The 17776-nt window shown below is 66.3% G+C and carries 14 protein-coding genes and 1 pseudogene; 11 read left to right on the top strand and 4 right to left on the bottom strand.

Going from position 1 to position 17776, the window contains the following annotated elements:
- Nucleotides 1-6: 6 nt before the first annotated feature.
- Nucleotides 7-1023, bottom strand: coding sequence for a LacI family DNA-binding transcriptional regulator (locus tag LC062_RS14080; protein WP_224911849.1), 1017 nt, complete (start codon nucleotides 1021-1023; stop codon nucleotides 7-9).
- Nucleotides 1024-1318: 295 nt separating this feature from the next.
- Between LC062_RS14080 and LC062_RS14075 the strand changes: the two genes are divergently transcribed.
- The 4 genes from LC062_RS14075 to LC062_RS14060 all read left to right on the top strand — a co-directional run bounded on the left by LC062_RS14075 (nucleotide 1319) and on the right by LC062_RS14060 (nucleotide 6564).
- Nucleotides 1319-2320, top strand: a complete 1002-nt coding sequence (locus tag LC062_RS14075) for an ABC transporter substrate-binding protein (RefSeq protein WP_404829728.1) — start codon at nucleotides 1319-1321, stop codon at nucleotides 2318-2320.
- Between the two features lie 76 nt (nucleotides 2321-2396).
- A complete protein-coding gene (locus tag LC062_RS14070; protein ID WP_224911669.1) occupies nucleotides 2397-4625 on the top strand; it encodes an ABC transporter permease in 2229 nt (742 codons plus the stop codon).
- Nucleotides 4622-5713, top strand: coding sequence for an ABC transporter ATP-binding protein (locus LC062_RS14065; protein WP_224911668.1), 1092 nt, complete (start codon nucleotides 4622-4624; stop codon nucleotides 5711-5713). The genes LC062_RS14070 and LC062_RS14065 overlap by 4 nt, the downstream gene beginning before the upstream one ends.
- A gap of 29 nt (nucleotides 5714-5742) precedes the next feature.
- Nucleotides 5743-6564: an inositol monophosphatase family protein gene (locus LC062_RS14060; protein ID WP_263625674.1), complete on the top strand. Its 822-nt coding sequence runs from the start codon at nucleotides 5743-5745 to the stop codon at nucleotides 6562-6564.
- Between the two features lie 101 nt (nucleotides 6565-6665).
- Here the strand turns inward: LC062_RS14060 and LC062_RS14055 are convergent, their stop codons facing one another.
- Nucleotides 6666-8123 (bottom strand): NAD-dependent succinate-semialdehyde dehydrogenase, encoded by a 1458-nt coding sequence (locus LC062_RS14055; protein WP_224911847.1) that lies wholly within the window; start codon nucleotides 8121-8123, stop codon nucleotides 6666-6668.
- 17 nt (nucleotides 8124-8140) lie between these two features.
- A complete protein-coding gene (gene gabT, locus LC062_RS14050; RefSeq protein ID WP_224911667.1) occupies nucleotides 8141-9424 on the bottom strand; it encodes a 4-aminobutyrate--2-oxoglutarate transaminase in 1284 nt (427 codons plus the stop codon).
- Nucleotides 9425-9574: 150 nt separating this feature from the next.
- Here gabT (LC062_RS14050) and LC062_RS14045 point away from each other — a divergent pair, with 150 nt between their 5' ends.
- The 4 genes from LC062_RS14045 (at nucleotide 9575) to LC062_RS14030 (ending at nucleotide 13936) form a co-directional block, all read left to right on the top strand.
- The gene (locus LC062_RS14045; protein WP_224911666.1) at nucleotides 9575-10507 is read left to right on the top strand and encodes a LysR substrate-binding domain-containing protein; all 933 of its coding nucleotides are present in this window, start codon (nucleotides 9575-9577) and stop codon (nucleotides 10505-10507) included.
- A 414-nt stretch (nucleotides 10508-10921) separates the two neighbouring features.
- On the top strand, nucleotides 10922-11932 hold the full coding sequence (locus tag LC062_RS14040; RefSeq protein WP_224911665.1) for a TRAP transporter substrate-binding protein: 1011 nt from the start codon (nucleotides 10922-10924) through the stop codon (nucleotides 11930-11932).
- Nucleotides 11929-12501, top strand: coding sequence for a TRAP transporter small permease subunit (locus tag LC062_RS14035; protein WP_224911664.1), 573 nt, complete (start codon nucleotides 11929-11931; stop codon nucleotides 12499-12501). Before LC062_RS14040 ends, LC062_RS14035 begins: the two co-directional genes overlap by 4 nt.
- Nucleotides 12502-12616: 115 nt before the next feature.
- A complete protein-coding gene (locus LC062_RS14030) occupies nucleotides 12617-13936 on the top strand; it encodes a TRAP transporter large permease (protein WP_224911663.1) in 1320 nt (439 codons plus the stop codon).
- A 114-nt stretch (nucleotides 13937-14050) separates the two neighbouring features.
- On the opposite strand, the gene LC062_RS14025 is transcribed toward LC062_RS14030, so the two are convergent.
- Entirely contained in the window at nucleotides 14051-14629 is a 579-nt protein-coding gene (locus tag LC062_RS14025; protein ID WP_181760145.1) for a cupin domain-containing protein, read from the bottom strand.
- Between the two features lie 122 nt (nucleotides 14630-14751).
- Here LC062_RS14025 and gabT (LC062_RS14020) point away from each other — a divergent pair, with 122 nt between their 5' ends.
- From gabT (LC062_RS14020) to LC062_RS14010, 3 genes and pseudogenes are all read left to right on the top strand, one after another.
- Nucleotides 14752-16053, top strand: coding sequence for a 4-aminobutyrate--2-oxoglutarate transaminase (gene gabT, locus LC062_RS14020; protein WP_224911662.1), 1302 nt, complete (start codon nucleotides 14752-14754; stop codon nucleotides 16051-16053).
- A gap of 146 nt (nucleotides 16054-16199) precedes the next feature.
- Nucleotides 16200-17636, top strand: a complete 1437-nt coding sequence (locus LC062_RS14015; protein WP_224911661.1) for an aldehyde dehydrogenase family protein — start codon at nucleotides 16200-16202, stop codon at nucleotides 17634-17636.
- Nucleotides 17637-17658: 22 nt separating this feature from the next.
- Nucleotides 17659-17776, top strand: a pseudogene (locus LC062_RS14010) (electron transfer flavoprotein subunit beta/FixA family protein); the annotation flags it as partial.

Raw genomic sequence — 17776 nt, 5'->3', positions numbered from 1 at the left:
GGGCCGTCAGCTGGCTGCGGCCGTTTCCGCCCCCACCTGCCCCGCTCGCACCGACCGGCGCCAGCGCATGGTGGCGGTCAGATCCACCCGGCAGGGCACATCCCCATTCTCTCCGCGCGCGATCCAGTCGACGGCGGCGGCGGCGGTTTCCTCGATCGGCTGGGTGAAGGTGGTCAGCTGATAGGCCTCCCATCCGGCCTGGGGAATATCGTCGAAACCGATCACGCTGAGATCGGCCGGGATCGACAGGCCGAACCGCTGACGGGCGGCGTCCATCACCCCGCAGGCGATCAGGTCGGTGGTGCAGAACACCGCATCCGGCCGCTCCGGCCGCACCAACAGGCGCTCGCCAAGGGCAAGGCCGCTCGCATAGCCGGTCGCGCCGAACCGCTCGCACTGCACATCGAGGCCCAACGTGCGGGCCTCTTCCAGAAAGCTGCGCTCGCGGGCGAGCAGGCTCGGCGTGTCATCGCAGGAGGTGGCCACCGCAAGCCGCCGGCAGCCGGCCCGCAGAAACGCCAACAGCGCCATGCGCGCGGCCTGCGCATCGTTGACGCGCAGCTGGATCGAACCGGGGAGGCTGTCGTCCCGATTGATCAGCACCAGCCGCTGACCGTTGCGGTGGCACAGATCGGCGATCGACCGGTCCGGCATGCCGGACAGGATGACCGCCGCATCGGCGCGGTAGCGCAGGGCCTGGCGCAGCGCAAGCTCCACGGTGGCTTCTTCCTGATCGGTGTTGATGATCATCGCGACCTTGCCGGCCGCCTGCAGCTTGCCGGTCAGCGCCTGCACCATGGCGGAGCGGTAGGGCGTCGCCAGTTGCGCCACGATCAGCGCGACAATCCCGGTCTGCTGCCGGGTAAGCCCCCGCGCCAGATGATTGACCTGATAGCCCAGCGCATCCGCCGCCTCCAGCACCTTACGCCGGGTTTCGGCGGAAACGCTGGCGCCGGGGGTGAAGGTGCGCGACACCGCCGCGCGGGAGACCCCGGCCAGCGCCGCCACGTCCTTGGCGCTCACCGATTTCGCGCCACCCTGCCCGGTACCTTCGGCCCGAGCGCCCCCGGAGATCTTCCGCGCTGTCACCTTGCCCTCGCCGCCTCCCGTCCAATTGCGCCGCGAAATTACTCCCGCTTGCACGGCTGTGCAAACTTTCAATCTTCTTCAAGCATGATTTTTTATGACGAATTGATGACAACAAGGATTGACTTGTTTCCGCCCCTTGTCAAACATTGCACACGTGTACAAACACATGGCGGCGGGAACCGCCTGGAGGGAGGATCTTCTGATGAAAAAGAGCTTGATGGCCGCGACCATGATCGCCACGGGAACGCTCTTCGGCGCGGCGGGGACGGCGAATGCCGCCGAACTCAACCTGATCTGCTCCGCCGATGTGGTGATCTGCGAATTGCTGGTGGAGACCTTCGAGGCCAGTCACGACATCGACGTGTCGATGGTGCGGCTGTCGTCCGGCGAGACCTATGCCAAGCTGCGCGCCGAGGCGCGCAATCCGAAGACCGACATCTGGTGGGGCGGCACCGGCGATCCGCATCTGCAGGCGGCGACCGACGGGCTGACCATGGAGTACAAGTCGCCGATGCTGGCCGAGTTGCACCCCTGGGCCGTCAAGCAGGCGGAAAGCTCCGGCTACAAGACGGTTGGCGTTTATTCCGGCGCTCTTGGCTGGGGCTACAACACCGACATCCTGAAGCAAAAGGGCGCTGAAGCGCCGAAATGCTGGGCGGATCTGCTCGATCCGGCCCTGAAGGGCGAGATCCAGGTCGCCAATCCCAATTCCTCCGGCACCGCCTACACCGCACTGGCGACGCTGGTGCAGCTGATGGGCGAGGACGAAGCCTTCGCCTATCTGAAGAAGCTCAACGACAACGTGGCGCAATACACCAAGTCCGGCTCCGCACCGGTCAAGGCGGCGGCGCGCGGCGAAACCGGTGTCGGCATCGTCTTCATGCATGACGCGGTATCCCAGGCGGTCGAGGGCTTCCCCATCACGGTGGTCGCGCCGTGCGAGGGCACCGGCTACGAGATCGGCTCCATGTCGATCGTCAACCGGGCGCGCAATGCCGACGAGGCCAAGGTCTGGTACGATTGGGCCCTGAAGCCGGAGACCCAGTCGCTCCTGAAGGACGCGAAATCCTTCCAGCTGCCGTCCAACAAGAACGCGGCGGTGCCGAAGGAGGCGCCGAACCTCGATGAGGTCAAGCTGATCGACTACGATTTCGCCACCTATGGCAGCACCGAGCGCCGCCGCGCGCTGCTGGAGCGCTGGGACCGTGAGATCGGCGCCATCGCCAACTGATCGCGCCCTTCCCAAGAGCGGACCTCCGGCCACGGCGCCGGAGGTCCGTCCATCTGACCTGCCACAGGATCGCGCCATGACCCGCGAAAACCGCCGGCTCGACATCATGTTCGGGCTCGGCCTGCTCTCCGTTTGCCTGTTGCCCTGGTACCGGGTGGAGGGCGGCTTCTTCTCCTTCGGCTGGCTGGCCGAGATGGCCGAAAAGCCCGAGCTCTATCCCGGCATCCTGCAGCCGTTCCTCGGCCGCGGGTGGCTTGCCGTGGCCCTGGCGCTGTTCGCCGCCGCCATCGGCGTTCGGGCACTCGGTCAACCGGGGCGGCGCGGCGGCACGCTTGCCGCTATCGGCACAGCCGGGCTGATCTTCATGGTGCTGCAGGGCCTTGCCATCACCCTGTGGGGCTGGTCCTGGAGCCTCGGCGACACGGTGTTCGGCCCGCTCGACCCCGGACAGCCGGCCTTCGGCGCCGGCGCCGTCATGCTGTTCCTGTGCTTCCTCGCGCTCCTCGCCTTCGGGCTGGCGGAACGCGGGGTCATGAAGGGCGATGCCTTCACCATTGGCGCCATCGCCCTGCTCATCGCCCTGGTCGCCACCTTCGTCTTCTACCCGATCGTCAGCATGTTCGCCGGCTCGTTCCAGGATTTCGACGGGTCGTTCAACCCGGACGGTTTCCTGCGCAACATCCAGGATCCGGCGATCTGGAGCCTTGATTGCGTGATCGGCGGCAACCGCTGCGGCGTTGCCTGGCGCACCCTGTTCCTGGCGCTGATGACCGCGACCGGCTCCACCCTGCTCGGCCTTGCCTTCGCGCTGGTCGCCACCCGCACCCGCTTTCCGGCAAAGAAGGGCCTGCGGCTGCTGACGGTGCTGCCGATCATCACCCCGCCCTTCGTCATCGGCCTGGCGCTGACGATGATGCTCGGTCGCGCCGGCGTCGTCACCCACTGGATTGAGGCGGCCTTCGATGTCGAACTGGGCCGCTGGCTCTACGGCCTCACCGGCATCTGGATCGCCCAGGTGCTGTCCTTCACGCCGATCTCCTTTCTCGTGCTGATCGGCGTGGTGGAAGGGGTCAGCCCGTCGATGGAGGAAGCCTCGCAGACCCTTCGCGCCGGGCGCTGGCGCACCTTCCGCATGGTCTCCCTGCCGTTGATGGCGCCGGGTCTTGCCAATGCCTTCCTGATCGCCTTCATCGAAAGCATGGCCGATTTCGGCAATCCGCTGGTGCTCGGCGGTAGCCACGGCGTGCTGTCGACGGAGATCTTCTTCGCCGTGGTCGGCGCCCAGACCGATCCGTCCCGCGCCGCAGTGCTGGCCATCGTGCTGCTGACCTTCACGCTCTCGGCGTTTCTGGTGCAGCGTTTGTGGCTGTCGGGCCGCAACTTCGCCACCGTCACCGGCAAGGGCGATTCCGGCAAGCATGTCGCCCTGCCGGCTCCGCTCGCCGCCCTGCTCTACGCCATCGTCGTTCCCTGGATCGTCTTCACCCTGGCGATCTACGGCATGATCCTGTTCGGCGGGCTGGTGACCACCTGGGGTCTCGATCACACCCTGACCTTCGAACACTATCTGCGCGGCTTTTCCGTCGAATGGCGCGATGGCGGGCTTGCCTGGACCGGGGTCGCCTGGGACAGCTTCTGGACGACCATGGAGATCGCGCTTCTCGCCGCGCCGCTGACCGCCGCGGTCGGCCTCCTGACCGCCTATCTCATCGTCCGGCAGAAATTCGTCGGCCGCAATGCCTTCGAGTTCGCCTTGATGCTGAGCTTTGCCATTCCCGGCACGGTGATCGGCATCAGCTACATCATGGCGTTCAACCTGCCGCCGCTGGAGATGACCGGCACGGCGCTGATCCTCATCGCCTGCTTCGTCTTCCGCAACATGCCCGTGGGCGTGCGCGGCGGCGTCGCCGCCATGAGCCAGCTCGACAAGAGCCTGGATGAAGCCTCGATCACCCTTGGCGCCAGCAGCCCGCGCACCATCCGCAAGGTGATCCTGCCCCTGCTGCGGCCGGCGATCATGGCGGCGCTGGTCTATTCCTTCGTGCGGGCGATCACCTCGATCAGCGCGGTGATCTTCCTCGTCAGCGCCAAGTACAACATGGCCACCGCCTATATCGTCGGCCTGGTGGAGAACGGCGAATACGGCATCGCCATCGCCTATTCCTCGGTGCTGATCTTCGTGATGATCACCGTGATCGCCGGTTTCCAGCTGCTGGTCGGCGAACGCCGGCTGCGGCGCGAGACCAGCGTTGCCCACAAGCCGAAAGCGGCCCGCCCATCCCTTGCCCAGGAGGCAGAAGCATGACCCAACCAGCGCGCGGATCCGTCCGTTTTCGCAATGTTCGCAAGTGTTTCGGCACCTTCACCGCGATCCATGACCTTGATCTGGACATCGAGCCGGGAACCCTTGTGACCCTGCTCGGGCCGTCCGGCTGCGGCAAGACCACCACCTTGCGCATGCTTGCCGGGCTGGAAACACCGACCTCGGGCAGCATCGAGATCGGCGGGCGCGACGTGACGCGGCTGCCGGCCAACGAGCGCGACGTCGCCATGGTGTTCCAGTCCTATGCCCTGTTTCCGCATATGTCGGTGCTCGACAATGTCGCCTACGGGCTGCAGGCCGGCGGCCAGTCCAAGGCCGAGGCGCGGGAAAACGCCGATGCCGGCCTGACGCTGGTCGGGCTTGGCGGCTATGGCGGCCGACTGCCGGCGGAACTGTCCGGCGGGCAGCAGCAGCGGGTCGCGGTGGCGCGCGCCCTGGTGCTGGAGCCGCAGGTGCTCTTGCTCGACGAGCCCCTGTCCAATCTCGACGCACGGCTGCGCCGGCGGGTGCGCACGGAAATCCGCGAGCTGCAGCAGCGCCTCGGCTTCACCGCCGTCTATGTCACCCACGACCAAGAGGAGGCGCTCGCCGTCTCCGACCGGATCGTGGTGATGGACAGCGGCCGGATCGCGCAGCAGGGTCCGCCGCGCGAGCTCTATGAGGCCCCGGTGTCCGAGTTCATCGCCGATTTCATGGGCGAGGCCAACGTGCTGCCCTGCCAGATCGTCGATGCCAGCGACGGCCGGGCCACCATCGAGATCGGCGGTTTTCGCCACAGCCTGGCCGCCCGAGCCGCCACTCCGGGGCCGGCCAAACTGGCGGTGCGGGCCAATGCCATCACACTGACACCTGAAACCGGGACAATTGGAACTGGAACGCCGGGAACCGGAAACCGGTTGCCGGGCCGCATCCAGAGTTCGGCCTATCTCGGCGATCATGTCGAATACGAGGTGGAACTGGAAAACAGCACCATTTTCGTCATCGACACCGGCACCGCCGATCCGCTGCCGCCCGGGGCCGATGTGTCCGTCGGCTTTCGTGATCGCGGCATCGCGCTGATCGCCGGTTAGCCGGCTCGCTTACTTTTCAGGAGACTGCCTTGACCCTTGATGACCCCGCCCCGGCCGAGACCGGGATTGCCGACCGTTTCGCCTTCGCCAAGGAGCTGGCCGAGGCCGCCGGCGCGCTGGCGCTCGACTTTTTTCAGCGCCGCGATGCCCTTGCCGTGGAAACCAAGCGCCACGCCCAGGATCTGGTGTCGGAGGCCGACCGCTCGGTCGAAACCCTGATCCGCGAGCGCATCGCCAAGGCCTTCCCCAAGGACGGCATTCTCGGTGAGGAGTTCGGTCTTGAGCCCGGCAGCAGCGGCCTGACCTGGGTGATCGACCCGATCGACGGCACCAGCCCGTTCCTCAACGGCATGCCGAACTGGTGCGTATCGGTCGGCGTCAGCCTCAGCGGCGAACCGGTGATCGGCGTGATCGCCGCCCCCTGCCACCGGGAGCTCTACGCCGCCATGCGCGGCGGCGGCGCCACCCTGAACGGCACGCCGATCCGGGTCACCGACACGCTGGATCTGCGCAGCGGCGTGGTCGGGCTCGGCTCCAACGACCGGGTGCCCCCTTCGGCTGTCGCCGGCATGATCGCCAACATCCTGGAGATCGGCGGTGGGTTCATCCGCAACGGCTCCGGCGCGCTGATGCTGGCCTATGTCGCCGCAGGACGGCTGGTGGGCTATGCCGAGCCGAGCATGAACGCCTGGGACTGCATGGCCGGCCATTGCCTGATCCTGGAAGCCGGCGGCAAGGTGCTGCCATTTCCCGGCGATGCACTGACCATACCGGCGCGTATTCTTGCCGCCGCGCCGGACAGCTTCGACGAGTTGGACCGGCTTTCGGCGGTCAGCGTCCCGCTGCGATAGGCCGGAACAAACGCGCGCCGGCCACGACGGACCGGCGCGCGTTTTTTTCAGATAGCAGGTCAGACCGCTCGGGTCAGACCGCTCGGGTCAGGCCGGGCGGGTCAGGCCGGGTGGGTCAGACCGCCAAGGCATCCGTATTTGAGTTCGGTGAACTCATGGATGCCATGGTGCGAGCCCTCGCGGGAATTGCCGCTTTCCTTGATGCCGCCAAACGGCGCCAGCTCGGTGGAAATCGCCCCGGTGTTGATGCCGACCATGCCGTATTCCAGCGCTTCCAGCACCCGGAAGATCCGGCCCGCGTCCCGGGCATAGAAATAACCGGCGAGACCGAATTCGGTATCGTTGGCGGCAGCGACCACCTCTTCTTCGGTGGAGAAGCGGAACACCGGTGCCAGCGGGCCGAAGGTTTCCTGCGAGGCCACCAGCATGTCGGCGGTGGCACCGGTCAGCACCGTCGGCTCGAAGAAAGTGCGGCCGCGCTCGTGACGCTTGCCGCCGGTGACAAGCTGAGCGCCCTTGGCCAGGGCGTCGGCGATGTGGCTTTCCACCTTCTCCACCGCCCGGTCGTTGATCAGCGGCCCCTGCACCACGCCATCCTCGAAGCCGTCGCCGACCTTGAGCGCGGCGACCCGTTCCGCCAGCCGCTCGACGAAGGCGTCATGCACCCCGTCCTGCACGTAGATGCGGTTGGTGCAGACGCAGGTCTGGCCCATGTTGCGGTACTTGGAGACAATGGCACCATCGACCGCCGCGTCGATATCCGCATCGTCGAAGACGATGAACGGCGCATTGCCGCCCAGCTCCAGCGCCACTTTCTTCACGGTGGTGGCCGCCTGGGCCATCAGCATCTTGCCCACTGCGGTGGAGCCGGTGAAGCCCAGGAGCCGCACCTTCGGATGGCTGGAAAGCACACCGCCGATGGCGACCGCATCACCGGTCAGCACATTGACGGTGCCCTCCGGGAATCCGGCGCGCCGGGCCAGTTCCGCCAGTGCCAGCGCGGTCAGCGGCGTTTCCGGCGCCGGCTTGACCACCACCGTGCAACCGGCAGCGAGCGCCGGGGCGATCTTGCGGGTGATCATCGCCGCCGGGAAATTCCACGGGGTGATGGCGGCGACGACGCCAATCGGCTGACGCAGGACCAGAAGCCGGGCATCGGCGGTGTGGGAGGGCAGGATCTCGCCCATCACCCGCTTGGCTTCCTCGGCATAGAACTCCACGTAGGACGCGGCGTAGTCGATCTCGCCCAAGGCTTCGGCAAAAGGCTTGCCCTGCTCGCTGGTCAGGATCGTCGCCAGGTCCTCGCGGCTCTCCCGGATCAGATCGAACCAGGTCCTGAGGATGGCGCTGCGCTGCTTGGCGGTCTGCGCCGCCCAGGGGTGGAAGGCAGCGGCGGCGGCCTCAACGGCGCGGGTCGCCTCTTCCGCCCCCATGTCCGGCACCTTTGCGAGGGTCTCGCCGGTCGCCGGATTGGTGACGGGCACGCGGCCCTCCCCTTCAAAGGCGCCGCCAATGAAGCTCTGGGTCTTCAGCAGAGCGGGATCGGTCAGGGTTCGCATGGTCATCCCCTTTCCTCTCAGGCCCGGGCCGCGACGAGCGCGCGGGTGAGCTTTTCCAGCCCCTCGTCGAGCAGCGCGTCGGACACCGTCAGCGGGTTAAGAATGCGGATGGTGTTGCCGTAGACGCCGCAGGACAGGATGATCAGCCCCTCGGCCAGCGCGGCGGCCACCACCCGGCGGGTCGCTTCCGCATCCGGCGTTCCCTCGCCATCGGCGCTGACGATATCGAAGGCGACCATCGCCCCGGGACCACGGATCGCCGCGACCGGAACCGCATCGTTGCGCGCGGCGGCCTTGTCCAGCGCCGCCTTGATCCGGGCGCCGACCGCGTTGGCACGCTCGATCAGCCCCTCTTCCTCGATCACGTCGAGAACGGCCAGCGCCGCCGCACAGGCAATCGGGCTGCCCGCATAGGTGCCGCCAAGGCCGCCCGGGCCGGCCGCATCCATGATCTCGGCGCGGCCGATCACGCCAGACAGCGGGAAACCGCCGGCGAGCGACTTGGCCACGGTGACAAGATCCGGCTCGACGCCGGAATGCTCGATGCCGAACATCTTGCCGGTGCGGGCAAAGCCCGTCTGGATTTCGTCAGCGATCAGGACGATGCCATGGGCATCGGCGATCTTGCGCAGCTCGGCGATCAGCTCGGCCGGCGCCGGCAGGAACCCACCCTCGCCCTGCACCGGCTCGATGATGATGGCGGCGACATCGCTCGGATCGATATCGGCGCGGAACAGCAGATCGAGGCTGCGCAGCGCATCGTCGACGCTGACGCCATGCTCCTCGGCCGGGAACGGCACGTGGTAGACGCCGGCCGGCGCAATGCCGAAGGACTTCTTGTAGGGTGCGACCTTGCCGGTCAGCGCCATGGTCAGGCTGGTGCGGCCGTGGAAGCCGCCGGTGAAGGCGATGACACCGGCACGGCGGGTATGCGCCCGGGCGATCTTGATGGCGTTTTCGACCGCTTCCGCGCCGGTCGACAAGAGGATCGTCTTGGCCGGACCGGAGAACGGCGCCAGCGCATTGAGCCGCTCGCACACCGCCACATAGGGCTCATAGGGAATGATCTGGAACGCGGTGTGGGTGTAGGCCTCAAGCTGCCGCGATACCGCCTCGATCACCTTGGGGTGGCGGTGGCCGGTGTTGAGCACGGCGATGCCGCCGGCGAAATCCACATAACGGTTGCCGTCGACGTCCCACAGCTCGCCATTCTCGGCGCGGGCGGCATAGACCGGAAAGGCCGTGGCGATGCCGCGGGGGATGGCGGTCTCGCGCCGCTGCTGCAAATCGGTGTTGGTCATGATCGAGGGACTCTCCATGGACTGTTTGCCGGGGAGAATACGGGGGAACGGGCGGGCCCCGGTACGTGATTGATTTACACGCTGTGGTGCATCATAGTTTCCACTGACCGGGCATGAGGCGCCGGGCAGGGATCACCGGATGACCGCCGCATGACCAACAGGGACGACACGGGCGAGGACGCGGCACCGGCGGCGCAGATGCCACCGCTGATCATGCTGCGCGCCTTCGAGGCGACCGGGCGGACCGGCAGCATGCGCAAGGCCGCCGACAACATCGGTGTCAGCCACACGGTCGTCAGCCGGCATGTGCGCAATCTGGAAGCCTGGATGGGCTGCAAGCTGGTGCAGTCGGGACCGCGCGGCGCGGTGCTGACGGATGAGGGGGCGAGCCTGTTCGCCTCCGTCACCCAGGCCTTTCAACTGATCGCCAACGCGGCCAGCGACCTGCGTCCGCGCCACCGCAACCGGGGCATCCGCATCTGGTGCGTGCCCGGGCTGGCCTCGCGCTGGCTGGCGCCTCGGATCTCGCGGCTGGAGGAGCTGTTTCCCGGCGCGAATGTGATGGTCCGCTCGACGACGGAGCTGCCGGATTTCAGCCGCTCCCAGGCGGATCTGGCCATCGGCTTCGGCGATTTCGACGATCTGCCCGCCGCCGCCGTGCCCCTCTTGCGCCCGCGCATGTTTCCCGTGGCCTCGGCCAACTGGATCGCCGATCGCGGCGTGCCGGACGGACCGGACGGGCTGCCGCGCCTGCCGCTGATCCATGAAGAAAGCCACCGGCAGTGGCGCAACTGGTTCGAGGCCGCCGGCATTGCCGCCGGCACGCTCGGCGGGCCGCGCCTTGGCGATGCGAACCTTGGCCTCGACGCGGCAATGTCGGGCCAGGGCATCGCTCTTGCCAGCCGCATCCTGACCCGGCGCGAGTTGGAGGCGGCCAACCTGACCGAGCTGTTCGACACCGATATCCGTCTTGGCGGCTACTACATCGTCGTCGCTCCGACACGGCGGACCGACCCGGCGACTGTCCGCCTGCGCGACTGGATCCAGGCCGAGCTGGCCCTGTCGGAAGCCTCCGGCGCTTGACGCCGCCGCCGGACCGCCGCACGCCCTCCCTTTGCCCGAGATGATGCAGGACATCGCCACGCTTGCAGCAACGGCCCGGAACAACCACTCACCAGTTTGTCTAAGGAAATGATTTTATATTGCGCAGGAAAATGAGCGCGGATATGGTCTGGCTCGGGAGGAGTGATCGAGGCGATGGGGAGCGGGATTCCGGCTAGAAGCCACGAAAATCCGCCAATTTCCCGCCTGAATTTCAGTACGCATCAGGACGTCGAGGCCACCACCGCGTGGCGCCTCGCACAGGATAATACGTAAAATCACGTCGTATTGTCACGAATCTTGAGCGCGGAAATTGCACCCCTGTTTGCGTTCGCCTTCACCGATCCATGCGGGATCACCCGCGACCGGGCATCTGAATCTAGGGAGAAACACCATATGGCCAGCACATTCCTCAAAGCTCTCGCCCTTGGCGTGACCATGTCGATCGCGCTGGGAAGCGCGGCCTCGGCCGAGACGGTCCGCCTGCGCTTCCACACCTTCTACGGCACGGAAATGGACGCCTTTGCCAAGAAGATGCGCAACACGGTGAAGGAAGCCAGCGGCGGCTCGCTGCGCATCCAGTATTTCCGCGGCGGCGAGCTGGTGGCCAGCGACCAGTTCGTCGACGCGGTGTCCAAGGGCACCATCGACATTGCCTATGGCGTGGGCAGCTACTGGTCCGGACAGGTCGACATCGGCAACATCGAGGCGGGCCTGCCCGGCGCCTGGACCAGCGCCGAGGAAGCCCGCGCCCTGTTCGAGGACCAGGGACTCAACACCCTGATCGCCGAGGCCTATGCGGAAAAAGGCGTCACCCTGGTCGGCCGCGGCTATGGCAGCAACTACGACATCCTGACCAAGACGCCGATCACCGGCCTCGACGACCTCAAGACGATGAAGATCCGCGCCACCGGGCAGATGGCCAAGGTGCTGAAGGCCTTTGACATTCCCACCGTCTACCTGCCGGCGCAGGAGCTCTACATCGGCCTGTCCACCGGCGTGATCGACGGCGCCATCTACGGCGGCCCGGTGGAATACGAGCAGCTCAAGCTGCATGAGACCGCCACCCATTACACCTTCCTCAACATGCTCAATCCGGGCTGGATCGAAACGGTGATCGCCAACCCGAAGGTTTGGGACGGCCTGTCCGAGGAGCACCGCGAGATCCTGACCAAGGCGATCGACCAGTATGCGGCCGACATTCACGCCTGGCTGGAAGAGGGCAACCAGAAGATCGTCGATGCCGGTGAGATCTTCGAGTTCTCGACCATTCCGGCCGAGGATTCCGCCCGGCTGACCGCCGCCGCGCAGACCGTCTGGCAGGAGGAAGCCGCCAAGTCGGAGCGCAACGCCAAGGCGATCGAGATCCTGGTGGAGAACGCCAAGGCCAAGGGACGCCTGAAGTGAAACGCTTCACGCGATACCTGGTTCTCCAGGATGGCCTGTCCGAGTTCGTCGGGCAGGTCATTTCCTGGATCACGCTGGGGCTGATCGGGGTGCTGCTGATCGAGATCGTTGCGCGTTACTTCCTGAACGCGCCGACGATCTGGGCCCATGAGCTGTCGACCATGCTGTTCGGCGCCTTCTGCATTCTCGCCGGCAGCTACGCGCTGCGCCACCACGACCATGTGCGCAGCGAGGTCATCTACGCCTTGATGCCACCGCGCGTGCAGGGCTTCTTCGACACCATCGTCTTCGGCCTCGGCCTGGTGGTGCTTGCGGTCTTCTTCCGGCTGTCGGTGGACTTCGCCGCTGCCTCCTGGGCGATGAACGAATTTTCCGCCCGCAGCGTCTGGCAACCACCGCTCTACCCGATCAAGACCGTGATCCCGATCGCCGTCGGCCTGCTGCTCCTGCAGAACATCGCCGAATTCCTGCGGGCGTTGCTGCGCTGTCTCGGCGTCGCGTTCGAGGATCCGCGCAGCGAGGAAGACGAGCACGTGGCGGAAACCCACGCCCCGGAAACCCTGCATTGACGCTGCCCGGGCACCACGACCCGTCCCGGCCGGACGGAGCGAGCGCAGGGCGGACACGGGATGCGGGCATCGCCCGCTGAGCAGGCCGCGCGCGGCTCTGCCGAAAGGAATGGAAATGGCCGAACTCGACCCGATGACGATCACCGCCATCATGTTTGTCTCGATGCTGGGCCTGATGGCCATCGGCGCGCCGCTGGCGTGGGCGCTGATGATCTCGGGCATGGGCAGCGCCTATCTGATGTTCGGCGCCGGCGGGCTCGACCTGCTGCTCGCCTCCGCCTACGAGACCATGGACAATTTCCTGCTGGTGGCGCTACCCCTGTTCATCTTCATGGGGCTGGTGCTGGAGCGCTCCGGCATCACCGACGACCTGTTCGAGATGATCCACAAGCTGGTGGGCGGGCTGCCCGGCGGACTGGGCGTCGGCACGGTGCTGATCTGCGCGATCATTGCCGCCATGGCGGGGGTGTCCGGCGCGGCCACCGTGAGCCTTGGCATCATCGCCCTGCCGGCGATGCTGAAGCGCTCCTATGACAAGCGCCTGGTGACCGGCACCATCATGGCTGGCGGCGCGCTCGGCTTCCTGATCCCGCCCAGCGTGCTGATGATCATCTACGCCTTCCTGTCGCGGGATTCGGTCGGCAAGCTGTTCGCCGCCGGGCTGATGCCCGGGCTGATGCTGGCCGGCATCTATATCGCCTATATCCTGATCCGCTGCCGGCTCAACCCCGAGCTCGGGCCGCCGACGCCCAAGGCGGAGCGTGCCAACGGGATCGAAAAGCTGAAGTCGCTGCGCCACCTGATCGGCCCGGGGCTGCTCGTCGGCGTGGTGCTTGGCGGCATCGTTGGCGGCGTCACCTCCCCGTCCGAGGCCTCGGCAATCGGTGCGGCCGGCGCGCTTCTCATCGCCGCCCTGCGGCGGCAGGTCGATCTGGCGATGCTGAGCTCGGTGCTGCAGACCACCGCCAAGCTGATGGGCATGCTGATCTGGATCGCCATCGCAGCGGTGTTCTTCAGCAAGATCTACGTCGGCCTCGGCGCCGGCATGATGGTTCAGGACCTGATCGACGATTACAGCCTGTCGCCGCATGCGGTGATCATCGCCATGCTGGTCAGCTACTTCCTGCTCGGCATGTTCCTCGATGATTTCGCCATCATCTTCATCACCGTGCCGCTCTACGTTCCGGTGGTGCGGGAGCTCGGGTTCGACACGGTGTGGTTCGCCGTCCTGTTCATCCTCAGCATGCAGTCGGCCTATCTGACGCCGCCGTTCGGCTACAACCTCTTCTACATGCGCTCGGTCGCGCCGAAGGAGGTGACCATCGTCGACATCTACATGTCGGCCCTGCCCTTCGTCGCGCTGCAGATCCTCGGCCTGGCGCTGGTGGTGATCTTCCCCGGCATCGCCCTGTGGCTGCCCAGCCTTCTGTTCTGACGGCCAGAAACGCCAGCACGCCCGGGCGGGAAGCCGTCCGGGCCTCACCATCGCGGGATTCTCGGAAGAAGAAACAGGACAAGGGGCCGGCGCGACCGCCAGCGAAGGCAGACGTTAGAGATACGGCGGAACGCAGGCGGAAATCATGGTGGCCGGACGGTCGCTCACATTGCGAAACCGATGCGGATCCTGGGAATTGAACAGATAGGAATCGCCCGCCTTCAGGATCATGGTGTTCTCGCCGACGGTCACCTCGATTTCCCCGGCGACCACCACCCCGCCCTCATGGCCGACATGTTCGAGCATGGTCTCGCCGGTATCGGCGCCCGGCTCATAGGTCTCATAGAGGATCTGCAAACCATGGCTGCGCGCATCGCCGACCTGCTTCAGGCTCATCTTGCCCTCCGCCCCCTTCACCTCGGAGTACACCCGCGAGGTCAGGTCGCGCAGTTCCGACGGGGTGAAGAACACTTTCGACGCATCAAGGGCCTCGGGTTCAAAAAACTCGACCATTCCAACCCCGAGACCGCCCAGAATCTTGCGCAAAGATGCAATGGAAGGACTGCTCTTGTTGGTTTCGATCATCGACACCTGGCCATGCGGCACCCCCGCCGCCTCGGCGAGCTGACGCTGGGACATGTTATGCGCCCGGCGCAATTGCCGAAGCCTTGCACCTACATCGAAATCTGCCATCCGCACCTCCGTTCCTGATGGCGCCACGTTAGTGGCAGCCGAACGGCGCATCAATAGCACAAAAAGCGATTGCTCATTATTCTGAGCATATGATATGAAATTCTGAGATTAGGAGGATCATCATGACTGCAACCGTCGATTTGAAATCCCGCCGCGAAACCGCCGTCGCCCAGGGTGTGGCCACCCGTGGCATCTATGCCGTCAAGGCGGAGAATGCCGAGCTGTGGGACGTGGAAGGCAAGCGCTACATCGACTTCGCCGCCGGCATCGCCGTCAACAACACCGGCCACCGTCACCCGAAGGTGATGGCTGCGGTGGCCGAGCAGGCCGAGGCCTTCACCCACACCTGCTTTCATGTCGCCCCCTATGAGGGCTACATCCGGCTCGCCGAACGGCTGAACGCCGCAGCCCCAGGCGATTTCACCAAAAAAACCATGCTGGTAACCACCGGCGCGGAAGCGGTCGAGAACGCGGTGAAGATGGCCCGGGCCTACACCGGACGGTCCGGTGTAATCGCCTTTGCCGGCGCCTTCCATGGCCGGACGCTGATGGGCATGGCCCTGTGCGGCAAGGTCGCGCCCTACAAGAAGAGCTTTGGCGCCATGCCGCCGGAGGTGTTCCACGCCCCCTTCCCCAACGCCTATCACGGGGTCACGGCCGAGGCGAGCCTGGCGGCGCTGAACCAGCTGTTCAAGTCGACCATCGACCCGGAGCGGGTTGCAGCCTTCATCATCGAGCCGGTGCAGGGCGAGGGCGGCTTCAACGTCGCCGATGCGGATTTCCTGCGCGAGCTGCGCAAGATTGCCGACCAACACGGTATCCTGCTGATCGCCGATGAGGTTCAGGCCGGCATGGCCCGCACCGGCAAGCTGTTCGCCATGGAACACGCCGGCGTCGCCGCCGATCTGGTGACCATGGCCAAGGGGCTGGCCGGCGGCTTTCCGCTGTCCGCCGTCACCGGCCGGGCCGAAGTGATCGACGCAGCGCCGGTCGGCGGCATCGGCGGCACCTATGCCGGCAATCCGCTGGCGGTGGCCGCCGCCAATGCGGTGCTCGACGTGATCGCCGAGGAGGAGCTTTGCGCCCGCGCCAACCAGATCGGCGCTGAGCTGACCGCCCGGCTGACCGCTCTCTCCCAGCGCCAGGGCATGGAGCCGATCGGCAATGTGCGCGGCCTCGGTGCCATGGTCGCCTTCGAGCTCGTCACCAGCCGCGACAGCCGCGCGCCGGATACGGCGCTGACCCAGCGGATCGTCGCCGAGGCCGAAGCGCGCGGGCTGATCATCCTGCCCTGCGGCACCTATGGCAACGTCATCCGCCTGCTGCCGCCGCTGACGACGCCGATGGACCAGGTCGAGGAAGCACTCAACATCATCGAAGCGGCAATCGAGGCAGCAATCGGTGCAGGCGCGGCCGCGGCCTGATATGAAGCGACGGACCCCGTCGCCGCCGATGCGGCGACGGGGCCGACGGCATTGCCGCAGGGAAGGCACTGCCAGACAACGAACAACCGGTGCGGACGGGTGCCTGGTGCAGCAGACAAAGCGCCAGGCACAGGTGGGAGACGATCATGGACCTTCGGAAGAACCTCATTGCCGGCGAATGGCTGGCGGGCGTGGATGCGGTGGAAAACCGCTCCCCCTCGGATGTCACCGATCTGGTGGGGCTTTACGCCCGCGCCGATGCGGATCAGGTGAACCGGGCGGTGATGGCGGCGCGCGCCGCTCTGCCGGCCTGGGCCGGAGCCAGCCCGCAAGTGCGCGCCGACCTGCTCGACCGGGTGGGGCTGCGCCTGGCGGAGCGCAAGGAGGAACTTGGCCGGGTGCTTGCCCGGGAGGAAGGCAAGACCCTGGCCGAGGCCATCGGCGAGGTCGGCCGTGCCGCCCAGGTGTTCCGCTTTTTCGCCGGCGAGGCGATCCGGGTCGCCGGCGATGCGGTGGCCTCCGTGCGGGCCGATGTGGATGTGGATGTGACCCGCGAGCCGGTCGGCGTGGTCGGCCTGATCACCCCCTGGAACTTCCCCATCGCCATTCCCGCCTGGAAGATCGCACCAGCGCTTTGCTACGGCAACACGGTGGTCTGCAAGCCCGCCGACCTGACCCCGGCCTCCGCTCATCTTCTGGCGGAAATCCTGCATGAGGCCGGTGCGCCGGCCGGCGTCTTCAACCTGGTGATGGGCACCGGCGCCATCGTCGGCAACGCGCTGGTCGAGCACCCGGAAGTCGATGCCATCTCCTTCACCGGATCGGTGGGCGTCGGCCGGGCGCTGGCGGTACGGGCCGCGTCCGGGCTGAAAAAGGTTCAGCTCGAAATGGGCGGCAAGAACCCGATGGTGGTGATGGAAGACGCCGATCTCGATGTCGCCGTCGCCGCCTGCCTCAACGGCGCGTTCTTCTCCACCGGGCAGCGCTGCACCGCCTCCTCGCGGCTGATCGTCTGTGATCCGATCTATGACGAGTTTGCCGAGCGGCTTGCGGCAGCGGCGGCGGCGTCCAAGGTCGGCGATGCGCTCGATCCGGCCACCGCGATCGGGCCGGTGGTCTCGGCCAAGCAGCTGAACAGCAATCTGGAATATGTGGCGCTGGCCGCCAGCGAAGGCGCCGAGGTGATCGGCGGCGAACGGCTCAACGAGGAGCGCGAGGGCTACTACCAGCGCCCGGCGCTGTTCCTCAACGCCACCAACGACATGCGCACCAGCCGCGAGGAGATCTTCGGTCCCTGCGCCAGCCTGATCCGCGCCCGGGATTTCGACGAGGCGCTGGCCCTGGCCAATGACACCGAGTTCGGCCTGTCGGCTGGCATCTGCACCTCCAGCCTGGCCTATGCCCGCAATTTCAAGCGCCACGCCCAGGCCGGCATGGTGATGGTCAACCTGCCCACCGCCGGCGTCGATTATCACGTGCCCTTCGGCGGCCGCAAAGGCTCCTCCTACGGCTCGCGCGAACAGGGCCGCTACGCCGCCGAATTCTACACCACCGTGAAGACCGCCTACAGCTTTGCCGGCTAACTCGACCGAAGGACAGACAAAGATGAAGATCCTTGTGCCCGTAAAGCGGGTTATTGACTACAACGTGAAGGTTCGCGTGAAGTCTGACGGTTCTGGCGTTGATCTTGCGAATGTTAAGATGTCGATGAACCCGTTTGACG

This window comes from Stappia indica, from assembly GCF_020177335.1.
Classification (GTDB): Bacteria; Pseudomonadota; Alphaproteobacteria; order Rhizobiales; family Stappiaceae; genus Stappia; species Stappia indica_B.
This window is presented reverse-complemented; position numbering and strand designations above follow the sequence as displayed.